The 22,061-nt window shown below is 65.4% G+C and carries 18 protein-coding genes; 16 read left to right on the forward strand and 2 right to left on the reverse strand.

Annotated elements, in window-relative coordinates; genetic code table 11:
• The first annotated feature begins 57 nt into the window (after positions 1-57).
• The 16 genes from apbC (at position 58) to AC1DX2_RS16610 (ending at position 20,250) form a co-directional block, all read left to right on the forward strand.
• Positions 58-1,149: an iron-sulfur cluster carrier protein ApbC gene (apbC, locus tag AC1DX2_RS16535; RefSeq protein ID WP_477197446.1), complete on the forward strand. Its 1,092-nt coding sequence runs from the start codon at positions 58-60 to the stop codon at positions 1,147-1,149.
• A 31-nt stretch (positions 1,150-1,180) separates the two neighbouring features.
• The gene (locus AC1DX2_RS16540) at positions 1,181-2,125 is read left to right on the forward strand and encodes a LysR family transcriptional regulator (protein ID WP_477197447.1); all 945 of its coding nucleotides are present in this window, start codon (positions 1,181-1,183) and stop codon (positions 2,123-2,125) included.
• 127 nt (positions 2,126-2,252) lie between these two features.
• Positions 2,253-3,791: a methyl-accepting chemotaxis protein gene (locus AC1DX2_RS16545; protein ID WP_477197448.1), complete on the forward strand. Its 1,539-nt coding sequence runs from the start codon at positions 2,253-2,255 to the stop codon at positions 3,789-3,791.
• Between the two features lie 277 nt (positions 3,792-4,068).
• Positions 4,069-5,715, forward strand: a complete 1,647-nt coding sequence (locus AC1DX2_RS16550) for an OFA family MFS transporter (RefSeq protein ID WP_477197449.1) — start codon at positions 4,069-4,071, stop codon at positions 5,713-5,715.
• Between the two features lie 83 nt (positions 5,716-5,798).
• Positions 5,799-7,604 (forward strand): NADH-ubiquinone oxidoreductase-F iron-sulfur binding region domain-containing protein, encoded by a 1,806-nt coding sequence (locus tag AC1DX2_RS16555; RefSeq protein ID WP_477197450.1) that lies wholly within the window; start codon positions 5,799-5,801, stop codon positions 7,602-7,604.
• 1 nt (position 7,605) lies between these two features.
• Entirely contained in the window at positions 7,606-10,482 is a 2,877-nt protein-coding gene (gene fdhF / locus AC1DX2_RS16560) for a formate dehydrogenase subunit alpha (protein WP_477197451.1), read from the forward strand.
• 69 nt (positions 10,483-10,551) lie between these two features.
• Positions 10,552-11,121: a DUF3305 domain-containing protein gene (locus tag AC1DX2_RS16565; RefSeq protein ID WP_477197452.1), complete on the forward strand. Its 570-nt coding sequence runs from the start codon at positions 10,552-10,554 to the stop codon at positions 11,119-11,121.
• The gene (locus AC1DX2_RS16570; protein WP_477197713.1) at positions 11,111-11,761 is read left to right on the forward strand and encodes a DUF3306 domain-containing protein; all 651 of its coding nucleotides are present in this window, start codon (positions 11,111-11,113) and stop codon (positions 11,759-11,761) included. The genes AC1DX2_RS16565 and AC1DX2_RS16570 overlap by 11 nt, the downstream gene beginning before the upstream one ends.
• Entirely contained in the window at positions 11,688-13,763 is a 2,076-nt protein-coding gene (locus AC1DX2_RS16575) for a 4Fe-4S dicluster domain-containing protein (RefSeq protein ID WP_477197453.1), read from the forward strand. Before AC1DX2_RS16570 ends, AC1DX2_RS16575 begins: the two co-directional genes overlap by 74 nt.
• 5 nt (positions 13,764-13,768) lie before the next feature.
• Positions 13,769-14,380, forward strand: coding sequence for a TorD/DmsD family molecular chaperone (locus tag AC1DX2_RS16580; protein ID WP_477197454.1), 612 nt, complete (start codon positions 13,769-13,771; stop codon positions 14,378-14,380).
• 159 nt (positions 14,381-14,539) lie between these two features.
• Positions 14,540-14,749, forward strand: coding sequence for a formate dehydrogenase (locus tag AC1DX2_RS16585; protein WP_477197455.1), 210 nt, complete (start codon positions 14,540-14,542; stop codon positions 14,747-14,749).
• A 39-nt stretch (positions 14,750-14,788) separates the two neighbouring features.
• Positions 14,789-17,758 carry a formate dehydrogenase subunit alpha gene (locus tag AC1DX2_RS16590; protein ID WP_477197456.1) on the forward strand — a complete coding sequence of 990 codons (2,970 nt, stop codon included), beginning with the start codon at positions 14,789-14,791 and terminating at the stop codon, positions 17,756-17,758.
• Between the two features lie 10 nt (positions 17,759-17,768).
• On the forward strand, positions 17,769-18,401 hold the full coding sequence (fdh3B, locus tag AC1DX2_RS16595) for a formate dehydrogenase FDH3 subunit beta (protein WP_477197457.1): 633 nt from the start codon (positions 17,769-17,771) through the stop codon (positions 18,399-18,401).
• Complete coding sequence (locus AC1DX2_RS16600; protein WP_477197458.1) at positions 18,398-18,631, forward strand: hypothetical protein; 234 nt, start codon at positions 18,398-18,400, stop codon at positions 18,629-18,631. Before fdh3B ends, AC1DX2_RS16600 begins: the two co-directional genes overlap by 4 nt.
• Positions 18,632-18,646: 15 nt before the next feature.
• Positions 18,647-19,840, forward strand: coding sequence for a formate dehydrogenase subunit gamma (locus AC1DX2_RS16605; protein WP_477197459.1), 1,194 nt, complete (start codon positions 18,647-18,649; stop codon positions 19,838-19,840).
• A gap of 11 nt (positions 19,841-19,851) precedes the next feature.
• On the forward strand, positions 19,852-20,250 hold the full coding sequence (locus AC1DX2_RS16610; RefSeq protein WP_477197460.1) for a hypothetical protein: 399 nt from the start codon (positions 19,852-19,854) through the stop codon (positions 20,248-20,250).
• Between the two features lie 51 nt (positions 20,251-20,301).
• Here the strand turns inward: AC1DX2_RS16610 and mobA are convergent, their stop codons facing one another.
• Both mobA and AC1DX2_RS16620 read right to left on the reverse strand, forming a co-directional pair.
• Positions 20,302-20,952, reverse strand: coding sequence for a molybdenum cofactor guanylyltransferase MobA (gene mobA / locus AC1DX2_RS16615; RefSeq protein WP_477197461.1), 651 nt, complete (start codon positions 20,950-20,952; stop codon positions 20,302-20,304).
• Between the two features lie 8 nt (positions 20,953-20,960).
• Complete coding sequence (locus AC1DX2_RS16620; protein WP_477197462.1) at positions 20,961-22,031, reverse strand: DUF6352 family protein; 1,071 nt, start codon at positions 22,029-22,031, stop codon at positions 20,961-20,963.
• Between the last annotated feature and the right edge of the window lie 30 nt (positions 22,032-22,061).

Consider the following 22,061-nt stretch of genomic DNA (forward strand, 5'->3'; position numbering starts at 1 on the left):
GGGTTTGCGCAACAGCCTGCGCAAACTGGCTAGACTAGCCGCCTTCAGGAGTACACGATGGCAGTGACGGAACAGGCGGTGTTGGAGGCCCTCAAGCAGGTGGTCGATCCCAACACCGGCAAGGACTATGTCGGCAGCAAGAGCATCAAGCATCTGGCGTTGACCGACGGCAAGCTCAGCTTCGAAGTCGAGCTGGGTTACCCGGCCAAGAGCCAGGCAGCCCAGATTGGGGACAGCCTGCGTCAGGCCGCGTTGGGTGTGAGCGGCGTGACCGAGGCGCGGGTGAGCGTGGTCAGCCGCATCAGCGCCCACGCGGTGCAGCGCGGCGTGCAACTGCTGCCGGGCGTGAAGAACATCGTGGCGGTGGCTTCGGGCAAGGGCGGCGTGGGCAAGAGCACCACGGCGGCCAACTTGGCGCTGGCGCTGGCCAGCGAGGGCGCGCGCGTGGGCCTGCTGGACGCCGACATCTACGGCCCCAGCATTCCCACCATGATGGGGGTGCACCAGCGGCCCGAAAGCGAGGACGGCAAGACCATGGAGCCGGTGGAGAGCCATGGTGTGCAGGTGATGTCCATAGGCTTCCTGGTGGATGCGGACCAGGCCATGATCTGGCGCGGCCCCATGGCCACCCAGGCGCTGGAGCAGTTGCTGCGCCAGACCAATTGGGACAATTTGGACTACCTGGTGGTGGACCTGCCGCCGGGCACCGGCGACATCCAGCTGACCTTGAGCCAGCGCGTGCCCATGACGGGCGCGGTGATCGTCACCACGCCGCAGGACATTGCGCTGCTGGACGCCAAAAAGGGCATCAAGATGTTCGAGAAAGTGGGCGTGCCCATCCTGGGCATCGTGGAGAACATGGCGGTGCACGTGTGCAGCAACTGCGGCCATGTGGAGCACATTTTTGGTGCCGATGGCGGCAAGCGCATGGCGGCCGAATACAAGATGGACTACCTGGGCGCACTGCCGCTGGACATGCGCATACGCGTGCAGGCCGACAGCGGCCTGCCCACCGTGGTGGCCGAGCCCGAGGGCGAGATCGCCGGCATCTACAAGCGCGTGGCGCGCCAGGTGGCGCTTGCCGTCGCCGCCAAGAACAAGGATTTTTCCAGCAAGTTCCCCAGCATCACCATCTCCAAGAACACCTGAGCGCTTGTCTTTCCAAGCGCACCGGCCCGCCATGAACCTGCTGTCCTCCCTGCGCTACCTGGTGGCGCTGCATGAGCACCAGCATTTCGGCCGCGCGGCCCTGGCTTGCCACATCACCCAGCCGGCGTTGTCCAATGCCTTGCGCGCTCTGGAGCGCGAGTTCAACGTTGTCATCGTCAAGCGCGACCGCAACTACGCCGGCCTGACGCCCGAAGGCGAGCGCGTGTTGGCCACCGCACAGCTGATGCTGCACGAGCACGCGATATTGCAGCAGGAGCTGCGCAGCGAGACGCATTTGCCGCGCGGCAACATCCGCATGGGTGCGGTGCCCACCGCCATGCCGGTGGCAGCGCGCTTTGCCGCCATGCTGCAGGCGCGGCACAGTGGCATCGTGCCGGTGGTGCTGTCCATGAGTTCTTCCGAACTGGAGCAGGGGCTGGAGGATCTGTCCATCGATATGGCATTGGGCTATACCGACCGGATGGGCTTGCGTGAAACCCGATTGGTGGCCTGGCCCCAGTATGTGGAGCACTATTTCCTGGTGCGCAAGGCGGCCCAGCCGCATCCCGAGCGCCTGCAGATCGGCGCCAAGATCAGCTGGCGAGAGGCCGGCCAGTTTCCCTTGAGCCTGTTGACACCGGACATGCACAACCGTGCCATCGTCGACGCCGCTTTTGCCACCGCTGGCGTGACCCTGCGTCCGGCTATTGAAACCAATGCCATATTGACCATGGCCCTGACCGTGGTGGCGGGAAGCGTGTGCAGTGTGATGCCGGGTGCGCTGGTGGCGGCCGTGCGCGGCTACCGCGAGCTTGAGGCACTGCCCCTGATGGAGCCGGAGGTGCGCACGCCCATAGGCTTCATGTCGCACGCCGCCGCGCGGCCATCTCGCGCGCTGGAGGCGGCCCTGTCGCTGGCGCAGGACGGCGCCTGGCTGCGCCATGCTGCTGCCCACAGCGGCCTGCTGGTGGTGTGAGTCATTCACCACGCTGGCACCATGGCACAGGAATGTCCCGGTTGCGCAAACGCGCGCAATCGCAGATATTCGCGACAAACTACGAGAAGGAATTGAGCATGCGCGCGTTTCAGCGGGGGCGGGCCAGATGAGCTTACTGGTACCGGTATGGTGGCGCATCCAGCGGGCGGCACGTGTTTTCGCCGCCAGCATGCCCGAGCGCTTTTCGCTCGATGCCGTCACCCAGGTGGATGTGCAAGGCAAGCTGACGCCGGTGTTGCGCAGTGGCTCACATGTGCTGAACCTGGATTTTTCCCTGCCCGATGGGTTCACCGAGCGCACCGGCCTGCGCGCCACCATCTTCGCCCGCGTGGGTGACGACTTCATTCGCATCACCACCTCGGTGCGCAAGCTCGATGGCAACCGTGCCATCGGCACGCCGCTGGATCGCTCACAGGCGGCCTACCGCCATGTGTTGCAGGGCGAACCTTACGTGGGCTATGCCATCCTGTTCGGCCGGCGCGTGATGACGCGCTATGACCCGGTGCGCGACGCCAGCGGCCACATCGTGGGCATCCTGTACGTGGGCCTGGACGTCACTGACATGCCGGGCCTGGGTGTGGCCGGCAAGCTGAGCCTGGGTGTGATGGCAGCCTTTGCGGTGACCCACGCGGTTTTCCATGGTCTGGCCGGCGACTTGATGTCCGCCGCTGTGGCGGGCTGGGGCTTGCTGACATTGCTGGTCCTCGGCGGCGCTACCTGGGGCCTGACGCGTGCGCTGGTCATCGCGCCGGTCGCCGAAGGCCGGGCAGCGGCCCAGCGCCTGGCCAGCGGCGACCTGACCAACCAGATAGATGTCAGCACGCGCGACGACATCGGCCAATTGCTGCTGGCCATCAACAGCGTCAGCGTGGGGCTGACCGGCCTGGTGGGTAGCGTGCGTTCGGCCGCCGGCCAGGTGGCCATCGGCACGCGCGAAATCGCCGACGGCAACATGGACCTGGCCAACCGCACCGAGCAGCAAAGCAGCGAGGTCAACACCACCGCCTCGGCCATGGAGCAACTCACCGGCACGGTGGGCCAGACGGCCGATCAGGCCAACCAGGTCAACGAGTTGGTGGGTTCCGTGTCGCGCCTGGCCAACACCAGCAGCGAGCGCGTGGGCCAGGTGGTGCAGACCATGGGGCGCATCAAAACCAGTGCCCACCGCATCAGCGACATCGTCGGGTTGATCGATGGCATCGCCTTCCAGACCAACCTGCTGGCGTTGAACGCCGCCGTCGAGGCCGCGCGGGCCGGCGAGCAGGGTCGTGGTTTTGCTGTCGTGGCGGCCGAAGTGCGTGGTTTGGCGCAGCGAGCGTCTGGCGCCGCCAAGGACATTCGTGGTTTGATTGCCACATCGGTGCAGATGGCTGACGATGGCGGCGAGCAGGTCGACAAGGCCCGCGCCGCGATGGCCGAAATCAGCGAGGCCATTGGTCGCATGGTCAGCTTTGTGGACGGCATCGCCCTGGCCAGCAACGAGCAGCGCGCCAGCATCCAGGAGGTCAACCGCAGCGTGGGCAGCATAGAGCAGATGACGCAGCAAAACGCCGCCCTGGTGGAAGAGTCGGCGGCGGCGGCGATGAAGATGCGCGAGCAGACAGGCCTGCTGGAAACGGCGGTCAACACTTTCAAGATGCATTAACCAGTGCCCTGCTGCAGGGCCTTGGCGTGCTAGTACATCTATATATGCTGGGCAGACAGACGAGGGCAAATGCCGCGCAGATCAGGTGTGCACCGGGCTTGTGTGATAGCCGCAAGCATGTATTGTTTGCATGCAACATTTATTTTTTGAATCGAGCCATGTCTCGATTCAATTGGACGGGCGCTTAGCCCGACCCGGATACTGCGCCGAAACACGTAACAAACGTGTGGGTTCAGTGAGAAAGAGAAATCGCTTCATTCGCCAACAGGAGACAACGATGGCAGGTTCAACAGCAGGAATTTTGGACAAGGAACGGATCATTGCCGGTCCGGGCTTCAACCGATGGATGGTGCCGCCGGCGGCGCTGGCCATCCATCTGTGCATCGGCATGGCCTATGGTTTTTCCGTGTTCTGGCTGCCGCTGTCCAAGGCGCTGGGCATCAAGGAGGCCATCAAGTGCGGGCCCGACGTGGGCTTCTGGGCCGAACTGTTCGTCAGCACCTGCGACTGGAAGATCGCCACGCTGGGCTGGATGTACACGCTGTTCTTCGTCTTCCTCGGCGGCGCTGCCGCCATTTGGGGCGGCTGGCTGGAGCACGCCGGTCCGCGCAAGGCGGGTGTGGTGTCGGCGATCTGCTGGTGCGGCGGCATGCTGATCTCGGCCATTGGCATCAAGACCCACCAGTTTTGGCTGATGGTGCTGGGCTCCGGCGTCATCGGCGGCATCGGGCTGGGCCTGGGCTACATCTCGCCGGTGTCCACGCTGATCAAATGGTTCCCTGACCGGCGTGGCATGGCCACCGGCATGGCCATCATGGGTTTTGGTGGCGGCGCAATGATCGGCTCGCCGCTGGCGGCTGACCTGATGAAGTACTTCGCCACACCCACCGACGTGGGCGTGATGCAGACCTTCATCGTCATGGCCGTCATCTATTTCGTCTTCATGATCGGCGGTGCCTTCGGCTACCGCGTGCCGCCCACCGGTTGGAAGCCTGCTGGCTGGACGCCGCCGGTGGCCCAGACCAGCAACGCGATGATCACCCAGCGCCATGTGCACGTGAAGAAGGTCTGGGGCATTCCGCAGTTCTGGCTGATCTGGATGGTGCTGTTCATGAACGTGAGCGCCGGCATTGGCGTGATCGGCATGGCCTCTCCCATGCTGCAGGAGGTGTTTGGCGGCAACCTGATTGGCGTGACCAAGAAGTTTGGCGAACTCGACAAGACCCAGTTGACCGCCATTGCGGGCGTGGCAGCCGGCTTCACCGCGCTGCTCAGCCTGTTTAACATCGGTGGCCGCTTCTTCTGGGCCAGCCTGTCCGACAAGCTGGGCCGCAAGGTGACTTATGTGGTGTTCTTCGTGCTGGGCATGGCGATGTACGCCAGCGTCCCGGGCAGCGCCATGGGCGGTAGCCTGTTTCTGTTCGTGGCAGCCATCTGTGTCATTTTGAGTATGTATGGCGGTGGCTTTGCCACGGTGCCGGCCTATCTGGCCGATATATTCGGTACGCAGATGGTGGGCGCCATCCATGGCCGGCTGCTGACGGCTTGGTCTGCGGCCGGCATTCTGGGCCCGGTGGTGGTGAACTACATGCGCGAATACCAGATCAGCATCGGCATCCCGCGCGAGCAGGTCTACAACCAGACCATGTACATCCTGGTGGGCATGCTGGTCATCGGACTGATCTGCAACCTGATGGTGCGCCCGTTGGCCGACAAATGGTTCATGACCGACGCCGAACTGGCTGAAGAGCGCCGCCTGGCCCACGACAAGGCTGTTGCCGCCGAGGCCAGCATGGCCGGCGCCTCTGTGACCACCGAAACCACACCCACCGCCATGGTCGCTCTGGCTTGGCTGCTGGTGGGTGTTCCGTTGGCTTGGGGTGTGTACCGCACGCTGTTGACGGCGGGCAAGCTTTTCAGCTGAGCACGCTCAGGTATTCGTTAGTCACTATGATGAACAGGCGGCTGCGCGGTGACCACCGCGCAGCCGTTTGACTTTCCAAGGCCATGGCAAATTCCTCCTCTCCCGAAGCTCCTATCGTTGCCCGCGCCAGCGTGGACGACATGCGCGAGCGCATCCGCCGCAAGAGCAAGCTCAAGGGCCGCCAGGCCGACGAACTGTCGCTGCTGGAGGTGCGCGCGCTGGTCGGCAACTGCCCGCCCGACGGGCACCGGCGCGACCTGCTGATCGAGCATCTGCACAAGCTCAACGACGCCTACCGCGCCCTGCACGACCGCCACCTGGTGGCGTTGGCCAAGGAGATGAACATTCCCATGGCCGAGGTGTACGAGGTGGCCACCTTCTACCACCACTTCGAGGTGTTGCGCGGTGACGAGCAGGCTGCGGCGCTGACGGTGCGCGTGTGCGATGGGCTGAGCTGCGAGCTGGCCGGTGCGAAGGGCTTGCTGGCGCGCCTGCCTGCCTTGCTGGGCAGTGAGGTGCGCGTGATCCCGGCCCCCTGCCTGGGCCGCTGCGAGCAGGCGCCGGTGGCCGTGGTGCACCAGTGCGCGGTGCCGCAGGCCAGTGCCGACAGCGTGGCTGCGCTGGTGAAGTCCGGTACGCAGATGCATCCCACAGCATCCGCTGATGGCGGCTTTGTGCCGGCTGGGTTCGCTGAAGCTGCCGTGACCAGCACGCCCGACCATGCGCAGGCGACCCCGGCCTATGTGGGCTACGAGGCCTACCGTGCCCAGGGCGGCTACAACCTGGCGGCAGCGGTGGTCAATGGTGAGGAGGATGCCGAGCGCATCCTCAAGGTGATGGAAGATTCCGGCTTGCGCGGCTTGGGTGGCGCGGGCTTTCCGGCCGGGCGCAAGTGGCGCATCGTGCGTGACACGCCGGCCCCGCGCGTGATGGCCGTCAACATCGACGAGGGCGAGCCCGGCACCTTCAAGGACCGCACTTACCTGGAGCGCGACCCGCACCGTTTCCTGGAAGGCCTGCTGATTGCCGCCCAGGTGGTGGGCACCGGCGCCTGCTACATCTACCTGCGCGACGAATACCACGGTTGCCGCGCCATCCTGCAGGCCGAGCTGGACAAGCTGCGTGCCTGTCCGCCGTGCCCGCTGCCCCACATCGAGCTGCGCCGGGGCGCCGGTGCCTACATCTGTGGCGAAGAGTCGGCCATGATCGAGAGCATCGAAGGCAAGCGCGGCGAGCCGCGCATGCGCCCGCCCTACATTGCCCAGGTGGGCCTGTTTGGCCGGCCTACGCTGGAGCACAACTTCGAGACGCTGTACTGGGTGCGCGACATTGTGGAAAAGGGCGCCCAGTGGTTTGCCGGCTTTGGCCGCAATGGCCGCAAGGGCCTGCGCAGCTTCAGCGTCAGCGGGCGCGTCAGGCAGCCGGGGGTGAAGCTGGCACCGGCCGGAATCACGCTGCAGGAGTTGTTGGACGAATACTGCGGCGGCATGCTGGAGGGCCACACGCTGTATGCCTACCTGCCTGGCGGCGCCTCGGGCGGCATTTTGCCGGCCCGCATGGCCGATGTCCCGCTGGACTTTGACACCCTGCAGCCGCACGGCGGCTTCATCGGCTCGGCGGCGGTCATCGTGCTCAGCCAGCACGACAAGGCGCGCGACGCTGCGCTGAACATGATGCGCTTTTTCGAGCACGAGAGCTGCGGCCAATGCACGCCCTGCCGCGTCGGCACCGCCAAAGCCGCGCAACTGATGGAAGCCCCCCAGTGGGACAACACCACGCTGGAAGACCTGAACATCGTGATGACCGACGCCTCCATCTGCGGCCTGGGCCAGGCCGCGCCCAACCCGATACGTTGCGTGCAGAAGTATTTCCCTGACGAGGTGAACTGACATGAATGCACCCGCCAAGCTGGCAGAAGTGCTGCCGCAAACCATCGAGTTCAAGCTCGATGGCAAGACCGTCCATGCCTTTGAGGGCGAAACCATCTTCAAGGCTGCCAAGCGCCACGGGGTGGACATTCCGCACCTTTGCTACAAGGACGGCTACCGTGCCGACGGCAACTGCCGCGCCTGCGTGGTGGAAGTGAAGGGCGAGCGCACGCTGGCGCCCAGCTGCTGCCGCGCCCCCAGCGCCGGCATGGAGGTGCAGGCCAACAGCGAGCGCGCGCAAAAGAGCCAGAAGATGGTGCTGGAGATGCTGCTGTCGGACATGCCTGACACCGGCTACAAGTGGAACGATGCCGAAGGCGGCAGCGGCCAGCACGGCGAGCTCAGCACCTGGGCCGACCGCATGCAGGTGCAGGTGCGCCCCGAGTTGAAGGCCCTGCGGCGCGAGCAGCCGGTGGCCGATGTGTCGCACCCGGCCATGGCCGTCAACCTGGATGCCTGCATCCAGTGCAACCGTTGCGTGCGCGCCTGCCGCGAAGAGCAGGTCAACGACGTCATCGGCTATGCACTGCGCGGCTCGCACAGCGCCATCGTGTTCGATCTGGCCGACCCCATGGGCGACAGCACCTGCGTGGCCTGCGGCGAGTGCGTGCAGGCCTGCCCCACCGGCGCGCTGATGCCCAAGACGCAAATCGGCTCGCAGATCGTCGACAAAAAGGTCGACTCGGTCTGCCCGTTCTGCGGCGTTGGCTGCCTGATCACCTACAACGTCAAGGACAACGAAATCATCAGCGTGGACGGGCGCGATGGCCCGGCCAACCATGACAGGCTGTGCGTCAAGGGCCGTTTCGGCTTCGACTATGTGCACAACCCGCAGCGCCTGACTCTGCCGCTGGTGCGCCGCGAAGGCGTGTCCAAAGACCCGGAGATGCTGGCAAAGCTGAACCGCGACACGGCAGACTGGTCAGCCGTGTTCCGCGAGGCCACCTGGGATGAGGCGCTGGCACTGGGCGCCGGCAAGTTGAAGGATTTGCGCGACACCTACGGCAAGAAGGCGCTGGCCGGCTTCGGCTCGGCCAAGGGCAGCAACGAAGAAGCCTACCTGTTCCAGAAGCTGGTGCGCACCGGCTTTGGCTCCAACAACGTGGACCACTGCACCCGGCTGTGCCATGCCTCCAGCGTGGCGGCGCTGCTGGAAGGCGTGGGCTCGGGCGCGGTCAGCAACCAGGTCAACGACGTGGAGCACTCCGACTTGATCATGGTCATTGGCTCCAACCCAACCGGCAACCACCCGGTGGCCGCCACCTGGATGAAGAACGCGGCCAAGAAGGGCGCCAAGATCGTGCTGGCCGACCCGCGTGTGACCGAGATCGGCAAGCACGCCTGGCGCACGCTGCAGTTCAAGGCCGACACCGACGTGGCCATGCTCAACGCCATGATTCACACGGTGATCTACGAAGGCTTGGCCGACGAGGACTTCATCGCCCGGCGCGCCAGCAACTACGAGGCGCTGAAAGAGAACGTCAAGGGCTACAGCCCTGAGGCGATGGAGCCCATCTGCGGCATCCCGGCGCAGACGTTGCGCGAGGTGGCGCGCGAGTTCGCCCGTGCCAAGGGCGCGATGATCCTGTGGGGCATGGGCGTGAGCCAGCACGTGCACGGCACCGACAACGCGCGCTGCCTGATTGCGCTGGTGACCGTCACCGGCCAGATCGGCAAGCCCGGCTCGGGCCTGCATCCGCTGCGCGGCCAGAACAACGTGCAGGGCGCCAGCGACGCCGGGCTGATCCCGATGATGTTCCCCAACTACCAGCGCGTCACCAACCCAGGCGCGCATGCCTGGTTCGAGGATTTCTGGGGCACCCAGCTGGACGACAAGCCCGGCTACACCGTGGTGGAAATCATGGACAAGGCGCTGGTGGACGACAGCGACCCGCACAAGGTGCACGGCATGTACATCATGGGCGAGAACCCGGCCATGAGCGACCCCGACCTGAACCACGCGCGCCATGCGCTGGCCAGTTTGAAACACCTGGTGGTGCAGGACATCTTCATGACCGAGACCGCTTGGCTGGCCGACGTGGTGTTGCCCGCCACCGCTTGGCCGGAGAAGACTGGCACCGTCAGCAACACCGACCGCATGGTGCAACTGGGCAAGCAGGCCATAGACGCGCCAGGCCAGGCCAAGCCAGACCTGTGGATCATCCAGCAGATCGCCCAGCGCATGGGCGTGGCCTGGAGCTACCCCGGGCCTGACAGCGGTGTGGCCGCCGTCTATGAGGAGATGCGCCAGGCCATGCACGCGGCCATCTCGGGCATCACCTGGGAGCGGCTGCTGCGCGAGTCCAGCGTCACCTACCCCTGCCTGAGCGCGGATGATCCCGGCTCGCCCACCGTGTTCATCGACAAGTTCCCCACCGCCGATGGTCGGGTGCAACTGGTGCCGGCCGACATCATCCCGGCCAATGAGCGGCCGGATGCCGACTTCCCGTTCGTGCTGATCACCGGCCGCCAGCTGGAACACTGGCACACCGGCAGCATGACGCGCCGCGCCAGCGTGTTGGACGCGCTGGAGCCCATGGCCACCGCCTCCATGTGTGGTGACGACCTGGTGGCGTTGGGCCTGGAGGCGGGCGACGTGATCACCGTGCAGTCACGGCGCGGCCAGGTGGCCATCCATGTGCGGCGTGACGACGGCACGCCGCGCGGCGCGGTGTTCATCCCCTTCGCCTACTACGAGGCAGCCGCCAACCTGATGACCAATGCCGCGCTGGACCCGTTCGGCAAGATTCCCGAGTTCAAGTACTGCGCGGTGGCGATACGCCGTGGTGGCGAGGTGGCAACCCGTTCAGGCTACGGCGGAGGCGCAACCCAGCAATAGCTAGCCCGAGTCGCCGCCGGGCCGCCCCAAGGCGACTGCGGCCCCATCTTGCACTACCATGGGTGCGCTATGTCCGCACCGCGTCCCCAGCTCGAGGTTGCCGTCGTCATGCGCCGCGAGCGCATGACGGGGGCTGCCAGCCGTTGGCAAACCTGGCGCTGGGTACTGGCCGAGGTGGTGGAGAACGAACCCGGGTTTGGCACGCAGCCGCGCTGCCTGTACAAGAGTGACCAGCAGGAGCGCTGGCTGTACCCGGGCTATCCGGTGGAATTGTTCACCGACGACGCCGAGGGTTATTACCTCAACCTCAGCACGCAAGCGCCTTGCTGGTTCGTGTTGTGGCGCATGGAAGAGCAGGCCAGCGTTACCGACGAGCCGCTGGCCAGGCCGGAAATGGTGTCGCTGAGCTACCACGACGCCGGGCGCTGGCTGGACGCGCAGGAAACGGTGGAGCAGGTGCCGGCGCCGCCCGACGTGCTGGCGTGGCTGCAGGCCTTCGTCGACGAGCACCATGTGGTGGAGGCCAAGCAGCGCAGAAGGCCGCAAAGCTTTCGCACACTGACAGACCGCTTCGGCAACCCGGCATCCATCAGCACCGACAAGGACAAGAAGCCGGGGGGTGACCGCCATGGCGGATAGTTTCCTCGGTCGGTGGTCGCAGCGCAAGCAGCAGGCAAGGGCCGGCCAGCCGTTGGAGGAACCGAAACCGGCGGCAGCACCGACGGCAGCTGACGGCGCACCGGTATCGGCATCGCCTTTGCCCGCAACGCAGCCTGGCGATGCGAGCGTGACAAACATTGAGCCGCAGGCAGAAACTGCGTCGCCGCCGCTGCCCACGATGGAAGATGTGAGCCAATTGACGGCGCAATCCGATTTCAAACCCTTTGTGGCCCCCGGGGTGTCCGCCGAAGTACGCAATGCCGCTATGCGCAAGCTGTTCACTGACCCGCACTACAACGTGATGGACCGGCTGGACACTTACATTGACGATTACTCACAGCCCGATCCGATACCCGAAGCCATGCTGCGCCAGCTGGCCAGTGCCAAGTTCCTGAACCTGTTTGAGACGGCTGAGGAAGCCCAGGCGCGGCTACAAGGCGAGCGCTTGGGGGATGATGCTGATGGCCAGTTGGCCAAAACCGTGCCAGAGTTGAACCTTCCTGAACCCGGCGCACAGCCGCCTGCCGGGCAGAACACGAGTGACCATGACCACACTGATTTGCGACTGCAACAGGACGATGCCGCTGGACCCCAAAGCCCTGGGCGCGGCGCTGCATGAAGAACTGACGCTCCACACCACCCTGTGCCGGCGCGAGGTCGGCAGTTTCCTGCAGGCGCGGAAATCGGGCGAACCGCTGGTGGTGGCCTGCACGCAGGAGCAACGTCTTTTCAGCGAACTGGCCCAGCAGCCGGGTGGCACGGCGGCGCCGCTGCGTTTTGTCAACATCCGCGAAACCGGCGGGTGGAGCAGGGACGCCGCCCATGCCGGCCCCAAGATGGCTGCGCTGCTGGCGCTGGCCCATCTGCCCGAGCCCGAGCCTGTGGCCACGGTGACCTACAAAAGCACCGGCAAGGTGCTGGTGATCGGCCCGCTGGATGCGGCAGAGCGCGCTGCCGGTTTGCTCGGTGATGAACTGGACGTGCTGCTGTTTGCCACCGACGCCGGCACCGCTGGCGGCATGCAGCAGCGCCGCTACCCGGTGCTGACCGGGCAGATTCAGCAGCTCAAAGGCTGGCTGGGCGCTTTCGAGTTGCAGTGGCAGCGCAGCAACCCGATCGACCTGGACTTGTGCACGCGCTGCAATGCCTGCGTGGTCGCCTGCCCGGAGCAGGCCATTGGGCTGGATTACCAGATCGACCTGGCGCGCTGTCAGTCCCATCGCACGTGCGTCAAGGTGTGTGGGACGGCCGGGGCCATTGACTTCAACCGTGAGCCGCAGAGTCAGACCGACAACTTTGACCTGGTGCTGGACTTGCGCGCCACGCCGGCCTTTACCCAGCATGCGCTGCCGCAGGGCTACCTGCGCTGGGACGGGCGAGACCCGCTGCCGCTGCTGCAACTGCGCGCGCTGGTGGGCGAGTTCGAGAAACCCAAGTTCTTTGCCTACAAGCAAAAGCTGTGCGCGCACAGCCGCAATGAGAAAGTGGGTTGCAACGCCTGCGTCGATGTCTGTTCAGCCCAGGCCATCAGCAGTGAGCGGGAGCGCCAGCGCATCGTGGTCAACCCCAACCTGTGCGTGGGCTGCGGTGCCTGCACGACGGTATGCCCCAGCGGGGCGTTGAGTTTCGGCTACCCCACGGCCACTGAGCAGGGTGTGCGCATCAAGACGCTGTTGTCCGTCTACGCCCGTGCCGGTGGCCAGCAGCCAGCGCTGCTGCTGCACAGCCAGCAGGCAGGTGTCAAATTGCTGGGGGAACTGGGCCGCGCGGCGCGCCTGCAAAAAACGGTTCACGGTGTACCGGCCCGGGTGTTGCCCCTGGCGCTGTGGCATACCGCTTCTGTCGGCCTGGAGCTGTGGCTGGCCGCCATGGCCTATGGCGCCTCGCAGGTCTGGGTGCTGGTCACGCAAGAGGAGGCCCCGCAGTATCGCGAGGCGCTGGCCCAGCAGATGGCGGTTGCCCAGTCCCTGCTGACGGGTTTGGGCTATTCGGGACAGCATCTGCAGTTGCTGCTGGCCGACGACCCGGTGGCTTTGGATCGCGCCTTGCAGGCTGCGCCGGCTCAAGGCGTGGCCCGTGGCGCCGGCTTTGCCGTGCAGGGCGATAAGCGTGCCACGTTGGAGCTTGCGCTGGCCCACCTGATAGAGCAGGCGGCGCTGCGCCCCGAGGTGATCGCGCTGCCCGCCGTCGGCTCACCGCTGGGTGCGTTGACCATTGACAAAGCCGCCTGCACCATGTGCCTTGGCTGCATCAATGCCTGCCCGGCCGCGGCCTTGCAGGACAACCCGCAAGCGCTGCAGCTGAAGTTCATCGAAAAGAATTGTGTGCAGTGCGGCCTGTGCGCCCAGACCTGTCCTGAGCAGGCCATCACACTCGTGCCGCAGCTGAATCTGACCCCGCAGCGGCGCGAGGCGGTGGTGATCAACGAGATGCAGCCCTATGCCTGCGTGCGCTGCGCCAAGCCCTTTGGCACGTTGAAGGCCATCGAGACCATGCTGGGCAGGCTGGCCGGCCACAGCATGTTCCAGGGGGCCGCACTCGAACGCTTGAAGATGTGCGGCGATTGCCGCGTCATCGACATCTATTCGTCAGACAGCGAAACCAGGATCACGGACCTGTAGTCACCATGGCCATTCCCTTGACCACCGCGCTGGACGAAGAAACCGCCCGGGCCGAACTGTACGGGCTGCTGGCCCTGCTGTATTACGCGGCGCCGTCTGCCGACCTGATGGCGCAGTTGCGCGTGGCAGTTACCGATGCACCCGCTGCCGGTGCCTTTCTGGAGGAGCCCTGGCGCAATCTGGTGGCCGTGGCGCGCGACATGGACGACGCCCAGGTGGTGCAGGAGTACAACACCTTGTTCGGCGGCATGGGCAAGCCCGAGGTGTATTTGTACGGCTCGCATTTCCTCAGCGGCTTTCTGAACGAGCGCCCGCTGGCCGCGCTGCGCAACGATCTGGCCAGACTGGGCCTGCAGCGCGATGAGGCCATGCCGGAAACCGAGGACCACATCGCCTACCTGTGCGAGGTGATGCGCTTTCTGATTGCAGGCGACGACGTTGCCGTGGCCAACCTGACGCGCCAGCGCCAGTTCTTCGCCGCGCACTTGCAGCCCTGGGTGCAGACGCTGTGCGACGACATCACGCGCCATCCCAAGGCCAGGTTCTATGCGGCGCTGGCTGGTTTGACGCAGGGTTTCATGCAGGTCGAAGTGCAGGGCTTTGACATGCTGGCTTAGCGCCCGGGCACGCCCCGCCAGCACGGTTTGCCTAAGCGTTTACCCTAGGCTTTCCGATGCCTTGGTGCCAACTACGCATTGCAGTGCGGGCTGGATTCCAATACAGTTGGCAGGGAATTTGTAACCAGCCGTGCAGTGCCCCCCTTTGTGGAGACCGATATGCAGGACCAGCCAACCCAAGCTTCTCGCCGTGGATTCTTCCTGGCCGCCGGTGTGACCGGGGCCGCAGCCGCCTCGGCAGCCATGCTGGCCAAAGCGCCGGTACTCAACACGCCCGCCGTTGAAGCCTTGCCGCCCCCGCCCGACAAGGGCGGCGGCTACACCTTGAGCGAGCACGTCAAACGGTATTACAAGACCACCCTGGTCTGAACCTTTGCCACCAGCACTCTCCCGTACCTGGAGCGCACCATGTTGTTGACGAGAAAATCAGCTTCCACCGGCCACGCGGCCCAATCGGCCAAATCGCCGTTCGTGCACAGCCTGCACCGCGGCCTGTCGCAGGCCCTGCCCACCATGGACCGTCGCGCCTTCCTGCGCCGCTCCGGCCTGGGTGTGGGTGCCGGGCTGGCGGCTTCGCAGCTCACGCTGGTGAAGAAAGCCAAGGCGGCTGACGGCCCGGCCATAGGCGACGGCAAGATCGAAGTGAAACGCACCGTGTGCACCCACTGCTCGGTGGGCTGCGCGGTGGACGCGGTGGTGGAAAACGGCGTCTGGGTGCGCCAGGAGCCGGTGTTTGATTCGCCCATCAACCTGGGCGCCCATTGCGCCAAGGGCGCCGCGCTGCGCGAGCACGGGCACGGCGAGTTCCGCCTGCGTTACCCGATGAAGCTGGTCAACGGCAAGTACGAGCGCATCAGCTGGGATGTGGCCCTGAACGAGATCACGGCCAAGCTGAACGATTTGCGCAAGGCCAGCGGGCCGGATTCCGTGTATTGGGTGGGCTCCTCCAAGCACAACAACGAGCAGGCCTACCTGCTGCGCAAGTTCGTCAGCTTCTGGGGCAGCAACAACTGCGACCACCAGGCGCGCATCTGCCACTCCACCACGGTGGCCGGCGTGGCCAACACCTGGGGCTACGGTGCGATGACCAATTCGTACAACGACATGCAAAACAGCAAGGTCGCCCTGTACATTGGCTCCAACGCGGCCGAAGCCCATCCGGTGAGCCTGCTGCACATGCTGCATGCGAAGGAAAACGGCACCAAGATGATCGTGGTGGACCCGCGCTTCACCCGCACCGCGGCCAAGGCCGACGAGTACGTCCGCATACGCTCCGGCTCCGACATTCCCTTCCTGTTCGGCCTGCTGTACCACATCTTCAAGAACGGCTGGGAAGACAAGCAGTACATCAACGACCGCGTCTACGGCATGGACAAGGTCAAGGAAGACGTGATGGCCAAGTGGACGCCCGACAAGGTGGAAGAAGCCTGTGGCGTCAAGGAAGCGCAGATGGTCAAGGTGGCCACCTGGCTCAACGAAAACCGCCCAGGCACCATCGTCTGGTGCATGGGCCAGACCCAGCACACCATCGGCAACGCCATGGTTCGCGCCTCCTGCATCTTGCAGCTGGCCCTGGGCAATGTGGGCAAATCTGGCGGCGGCACCAACATCTTCCGCGGCCACGACAACGTGCAGGGCGCCACCGACGTCGGCCCCAACCCCGATTCTCTCCCCGGCTACTACGGCATCGTCGAAGGCTCCTGGAAGCACTTCGCCAAGACCTGGGGCGTGGACTTCGAATGGATCAAGGGCCGCTTTTCCGCGCCGGCCATGATGTCCAAGCCTGGCATCACCGTGTCGCGCTGGATCGACGGCGTGCTGGAAAAGAACGAGCTGATCGACCAGGATTCCAACCTGCGCGGTGTCTTCTTCTGGGGCCACGCGCCCAACTCGCAAACCCGTGGCCTGGAAATGAAACGCGCCATGGACAAGCTGGACTTGCTGGTGGTGGTGGATCCTTACCCATCGGCGACCGCCGCCATGGCGGCCATGCCCGGCAAGCCCGAAGACCTGAATGCCAACCGCGCGGTGTACCTGCTGCCGGCGGCCACCCAGTTCGAGACCAGCGGCTCGGTGACGGCCTCCAACCGCTCGCTGCAATGGCGTGAAAAGGTGATAGACCCGCTGTGGGAAAGCCGCAGTGACCACATGATCATGCACCAATTGGCCGACAAGCTGGGCTTTGGCAAGGAGCTGTCCAAGAACTACAAGATGCAGAAGGTCAAGGGCATGGACGAGCCGGTGCCCGAGGACATCCTGCGGGAGATCAACAAGTGCGTGTGGACCATTGGTTACACCGGCCAGAGCCCCGAGCGGCTGAAGGCGCACATGCGCAACATGAACGTGTTCGACGTCAAGACGCTGAAGGCCACGGCCGGCGCCAAGGACAAGGAAACCGGCTACGACTTCACCGGCGACTATTTCGGCCTGCCCTGGCCTTGCTACGGCACGCCCGAACTCAAACACCCGGGCACGGCCAACCTGTACGACACCTCGCGCCACGTGATGGATGGCGGCGGCAACTTCCGCGCCAATTTCGGCGTCGAGCGCGAAGGCAAGAACCTGTTGGCTGAGGACGGCTCGCATTCGCTGGGCGCCGACATCACCACCGGCTACCCGGAGTTCGACCATGTGCTGTTGAAGAAGCTGGGCTGGTGGGACGACCTGACCGATGCCGAGAAGACCGCCGCCGAAGGCAAGAACTGGAAGACCGACCCGTCGGGCGGCATCATCCGCGTGACCATGAAAGTGCACGGCTGCCACATCTTCGGCAACGCCAAGGCGCGCGCGCTGGTGTGGAATTTCCCCGACGCCATCCCGCAGCACCGCGAGCCGCTGTACGGCAACCGGCCGGACCTGATGGCCAAGTACCCCACCCATGCGGACAAGAAGGCGTTCTGGCGCATGCCCACGCTGTACAAGACGGTGCAGGACAAGAACCTGGCCGACAAGCTGCACGAAAAATTCCCGCTCATCATGACCTCGGGCCGCCTGGTCGAGTACGAGGGCGGTGGTGAGGAAACCCGCTCCAACCCCTGGCTGGCCGAGCTGCAGCAAGAGATGTTCGTGGAAATCAACCCCAAGGTGGCGGCCGAGAAGGGCATACGCAACGGTGAGCGCGCCTGGGTCTCCACCCCCACCGGCGCGCGCCTGAACGTGCAGGCGCTGGTGACCGAGCGCGTGGGGCCGGACACGGTATTCATGCCGTTCCACTTCTCCGGGCGCTGGCAGGGCGCCGACATGCTGGCCTACTACCCGAATGGCGCGGCACCGGTGGTGCGCGGCGAGGCCATCAACACCGCCACCACCTATGGTTACGACAGCGTGACGATGATGCAGGAAACCAAGACGACGATCTGCAACGTCGAAAAGGCATAAGGGGAACACCATGGCAAGAATGAAGTTTGTTTGCGATGCCGAGCGCTGCATCGAATGCAATGGCTGCGTCACCGCCTGCAAAAACGAGCACGAGGTGCCCTGGGGCGTCAACCGCCGCCGTGTGGTGACGCTGAACGACGGCGTGCCGGGCGAGAAATCGATCTCGGTGGCCTGCATGCATTGCAGCGACGCGCCCTGCATGGCAGTCTGCCCGGTCAACTGCTTTTACCGCACCGACGAAGGCGTGGTGCTGCACGACAAGGACGTGTGCATTGGCTGTGGCTACTGCTCCTATGCCTGCCCGTTTGGCGCGCCGCAGTTCCCTTCGCAGGGCACCTTCGGCGTGCGCGGCAAGATGGACAAATGCACCTTCTGCGCCGGCGGCCCCGAGGCCAACGGCAGCCAGGCCGAGTTCGAGAAATACGGCCGCAACCGCCTGGCCGAAGGCAAGCTGCCGGTGTGTGCCGAGATGTGCTCCACCAAGGCGCTGATCGCCGGTGACGGCGATGTGGTGGCCGACATTTTCCGCAACCGCGTGGTCAAGCGCGGCAAGGGGGCCGAGGTGTGGGGCTGGGGCACCGCCTACGGCTCCAAGCAGGCCGGCCAGCCGGGCGTCACGGCGCCGGAGGGCAAGAAGCTATGAAGACCACTGCTGTGTACACGGCCGGCGCTCTGGTGCTGGCGGTTTTGTTGGCAGGTTGCGGCGAACGGGCCCAGACCCTGGGCGCCGGCAGCAAGGATGCGGCACCCAGCACCGGCACCGGCAAACCCTATGCGGTGGCGGGCTGGAAGCCCGGCGACAAGGCCAGTTGGGAGTCGCAGCTGAAGGCGCGCGCGCAGCAGGGCCAGAACGACTACGTTCGCATGAACTGAGCACAGGAGCCGGTGATGAAGCACAAAGCGCTTGCAGTGGTGGTGTTGGCCATGGCCTGCGCGGGCGCGCTGGCCCAGAGCCAGCCCAAGGGTTTGCCGCCTGCCGCTGCGCCGGCCGTCGCCCCGCAACAGCCGCCCGCTGTTGCTGCTGCGCCGGGGGCCATCCAGAGCCAGAACATCATGGACGTCAAGCCGGACGCCGCCAACGACCCCGGTTATGCCGCCCAGAGCAATGCCGAGCGCGCCAAGGTGCAGCCCGGCAACAACGCGCCCATGTGGCGCCAGGTGGGCCAGGGGGTGACCGGTTACAGCAGCCTGCCGGCGATCGAGGCCGGCAACCTGATTCAACCCTTTGTGCAATACCCTGGTTCGCGCCTGACCAACGCCGGCGAAGCCTGGCGCCAGGTCCGCAACGACTGGATCATTCCCTATGGCGGCTCGCTGCTGCTGATCGTGCTGGGTGCCATCGCCCTGTTTTACTGGCGCAAAGGGCCGTTGGGTGCGCATGAGGGCAGACCCACCGGGCGCCGGATAGAGCGCTTCACGCCGTTTGAGCGTTCCGCGCATTGGGCCAACGCGATCGCGTTCTCCATCCTGGCCATCTCCGGCCTGGTGATGGCCTTTGGCAAGTTCTTCTTGCTGCCGGTGATGGGCGCCACGCTGTTTGGCTGGTTGACCTATCTGCTGAAGAATGCCCACAACTTCGCCGGACCGCTGTTCGCGGTGTCGCTGGTGGTGGTGATCGTCACCTTCATCAAGGACAACTTGCCTGGCAAGGGAGACCTCACCTGGATGTTCAAGGCCGGCGGCATGTTCTCGGGCCACGAGGTACCCTCGCACCGCTTCAACGCCGGCGAGAAGGTGGTGTTCTGGGGCGGTGTGCTGTTCCTGGGCCTGATTGTGGTGGCCTCCGGGCTGGTGATGGACAAGCTGATCCCCGGCCTGCTGTACGACCGCGCCACCATGCAGGTCACCCACATGTTCCATGCGGTGGCTGCCATGCTGATGATGGCCATGTTCCTGGGCCACATCTACATGGGCACCATTGGCATGAAGGGCGCCTACCAGGCCATGCGCACCGGCTATGTGGATGAGAGCTGGGCCAAGGAACACCATGAACTGTGGTACGACGACGTCAAGGCCGGCAAGATCCCGGCCCAGCGCAGCGAAACCGAATCCGCCGCCGGCAAACCTGTGGCCCAAGCTTGAGAGGTGATGCCATGAAAAAAACAGTGACCTTGTTGGCTGCCTGCCTGCTGGCTGGCGCCGCCTTTGCCAAACTGCCCGCGTTGAGCGACGAAGCCAAGGCCAAGGCGGCCGAAGCCGCGGCCAAGACCGCCTGGAGCGGCAAGGTCGACACCTACCTGCTGTGCAAGGCCCAGGACAAGGTGGCCGCCGCCTATTTCAAAATGGCCAAGGCCGCCGGCAATGCCACCAAGCCAGCCGCCGCCACGCCGCCCTGCGCCGATCCGGGCGCTTTCGTCTACACCCCCGCACCGCCGCCGGATGCCAAGCCGCTGGAGGCCGCCGGCGCGCATTCGCCGGCCACCACGGCCGCCAGCCCACCCAGTGGCAAGCAGCCGGACGCGGTGGTCAACCCCGCTGGCAAGAAACCCTGATGGGTAATGCGAAACCGGCCCCTTGGGGCCGGTTCTGTTTCGGCGCGCCGGTCAGAGGCGCTTTTCTTCTATCGCCTGCAGTTCCGCCAGCGTGTTGGCGTTGAGGAAGGCGTTGGCGTCGTCCTGCGGGGCGTCAAACGGCACCAGCACGGTCTTGTGCTGGGCGGTCCAGGCGTCTATCTTGCGCCCGCCTGATTGGGTGAAGCGCGTCAGGCTTTCCAGCAGGTCGGCGCGCAGCAGGCAGAACACGGGTTGGGCGCGCACGGCCATGCTGCCGTCGGCACCGGTCTCCGGCGCGGCCACCATGGCGATGTCGGCGTCCTCGTGCGCCAGCGCCTGCGCCAGGCGTGCCACCAAGTCCTGCGGGAACAGCGGTGTGTCACAAGGCACCGTCACCAGATACGGGGTCTCGCAGCGTTCCAGCCCGGTCAGAAAGCCCGCCAAGGGCCCGGCGTAGTCGGCCAGGCCGTCGGGCCACACCGGCGCGCCGAACGACTCGTAGGCCGCCAGGTTGCGGTTGGCGTTGACCATCAGCTGCCCCACCTGGGGTTGCAGCCGCAGCAGCGTGTGCAAGGCCAGCGGCACGCCGTGAAAGCTTTGCAGCCCCTTGTCCACGCCGCCCATGCGCGAGCCCCGGCCGCCAGCCAGGATCAGGCCGGTGATGTCGTGCGGGCCAATCGGCTCGAAAGAGTCGTCATTCATGGTCATCCTCAATGGGCGGCTGCCAGCGGCAGGTTCAGCAGCAGGTTCTGCGGTTTGATTCTGACGCCATTGTCTGCCGTCATGGCCAGCCCCAGGTAGACCGGTTTGCCGCGCACGTCGGCGCGCATGTCCTGCGGCTCTCTGAACTCCAGCCGGAACAGGCTGAGCAGCCTGTGCAGGCGCTCGGGCTCCACCGGCAGGTCCTGGTACAAATCGTTCAGCAAGGCGCTGGCCTGGGCGTCCAGGCCGATGTGCCAGCGCCAGCCGGTGTCGCTCACGTTTTGTTCCGGGCGCACCGTCACGGTCACGCCCATCATGTGCGCCACCCATTTTTCCAGCACGCGCGCCAGCGCCTTCAGGCCCGAGCGCGCATGCGTGAGCTTGAACTGCAGGCCGTGGCCCAGCTCCTGGGTCAGCCCATGGGTCAGGTCCAGCAGGAAGTTGAAGCGCGTGCCCGACGCCAGGTAGCGATCGGCATTGGCATCGCTCAGCACCTGCAGGTTGACGGCGTGCATGGGCGCATTGGCCTGCACCAGCAGGCGGCCGATGTCGCCCAGGCCGCCGGTGTCGCGCATCAGGTCCACCTGCTGCTGATCGCCAGCCAGCACCTGGCCGTCCTGGATGGCGATGCGCTGCGGGCGAAACAGCATTTCGGCAGCTCGCACCTCGTAGGGATCGGGCGCATCGCTCAGCAGGTTGTGCAGGATGGCCTGGACCAGCAGGTCGATGAACAGCGGCGGAATGCTGATGTCGCCACCGCGGAACAGGCGCAGGTAGCAGCCTTCCAGCGTGCCGGCCGCCAGCAGCACGTCGCGGAAAGCCAGGAACATGCGGTAGTTGTCGCGCGCGTCGGGGTCGGTAAGCGTGGCGATGCGCTCGCTCGCCACCGCCAGGGCGGGCGATTGCTGCAATGCATTGTGCAGGCGCCGCTCGGCCGGGCAGGACTCCGGCACCAGGGCCAGCTCAGGTCGCGCCAGCAACAGGCGCAGGTAGTCGTCGCCGGGTTGCAGCCAACCGCGGGCGTCGCGGCGCAGTTGCTGCAAGCCGCTGTCGGGCCAGAAGGTGGGTGGGCTGGCCATCAGCGCGTCAGGGCAGGGGCTGCTTGCGGC

This window comes from Hylemonella sp. P2_B10, from assembly GCF_056404875.1.

Coding starts and splice junctions, on each gene's coding strand:
- apbC (WP_477197446.1), top strand. CDS start 58: ATGGCAGTGACGGAACAGGCGGTGTTGGAGGCCCTCAAGCAGGTGGTC.
- AC1DX2_RS16540 (WP_477197447.1), top strand. CDS start 1,181: ATGAACCTGCTGTCCTCCCTGCGCTACCTGGTGGCGCTGCATGAGCAC.
- AC1DX2_RS16545 (WP_477197448.1), top strand. CDS start 2,253: ATGAGCTTACTGGTACCGGTATGGTGGCGCATCCAGCGGGCGGCACGT.
- AC1DX2_RS16550 (WP_477197449.1), top strand. CDS start 4,069: ATGGCAGGTTCAACAGCAGGAATTTTGGACAAGGAACGGATCATTGCC.
- AC1DX2_RS16555 (WP_477197450.1), top strand. CDS start 5,799: ATGGCAAATTCCTCCTCTCCCGAAGCTCCTATCGTTGCCCGCGCCAGC.
- fdhF (WP_477197451.1), top strand. CDS start 7,606: ATGAATGCACCCGCCAAGCTGGCAGAAGTGCTGCCGCAAACCATCGAG.
- AC1DX2_RS16565 (WP_477197452.1), top strand. CDS start 10,552: ATGTCCGCACCGCGTCCCCAGCTCGAGGTTGCCGTCGTCATGCGCCGC.
- AC1DX2_RS16570 (WP_477197713.1), top strand. CDS start 11,111: ATGGCGGATAGTTTCCTCGGTCGGTGGTCGCAGCGCAAGCAGCAGGCA.
- AC1DX2_RS16575 (WP_477197453.1), top strand. CDS start 11,688: ATGACCACACTGATTTGCGACTGCAACAGGACGATGCCGCTGGACCCC.
- AC1DX2_RS16580 (WP_477197454.1), top strand. CDS start 13,769: ATGGCCATTCCCTTGACCACCGCGCTGGACGAAGAAACCGCCCGGGCC.
- AC1DX2_RS16585 (WP_477197455.1), top strand. CDS start 14,540: ATGCAGGACCAGCCAACCCAAGCTTCTCGCCGTGGATTCTTCCTGGCC.
- AC1DX2_RS16590 (WP_477197456.1), top strand. CDS start 14,789: ATGTTGTTGACGAGAAAATCAGCTTCCACCGGCCACGCGGCCCAATCG.
- fdh3B (WP_477197457.1), top strand. CDS start 17,769: ATGGCAAGAATGAAGTTTGTTTGCGATGCCGAGCGCTGCATCGAATGC.
- AC1DX2_RS16600 (WP_477197458.1), top strand. CDS start 18,398: ATGAAGACCACTGCTGTGTACACGGCCGGCGCTCTGGTGCTGGCGGTT.
- AC1DX2_RS16605 (WP_477197459.1), top strand. CDS start 18,647: ATGAAGCACAAAGCGCTTGCAGTGGTGGTGTTGGCCATGGCCTGCGCG.
- AC1DX2_RS16610 (WP_477197460.1), top strand. CDS start 19,852: ATGAAAAAAACAGTGACCTTGTTGGCTGCCTGCCTGCTGGCTGGCGCC.
- mobA (WP_477197461.1), bottom strand. CDS start 20,952: ATGAATGACGACTCTTTCGAGCCGATTGGCCCGCACGACATCACCGGC.
- AC1DX2_RS16620 (WP_477197462.1), bottom strand. CDS start 22,031: ATGGCCAGCCCACCCACCTTCTGGCCCGACAGCGGCTTGCAGCAACTG.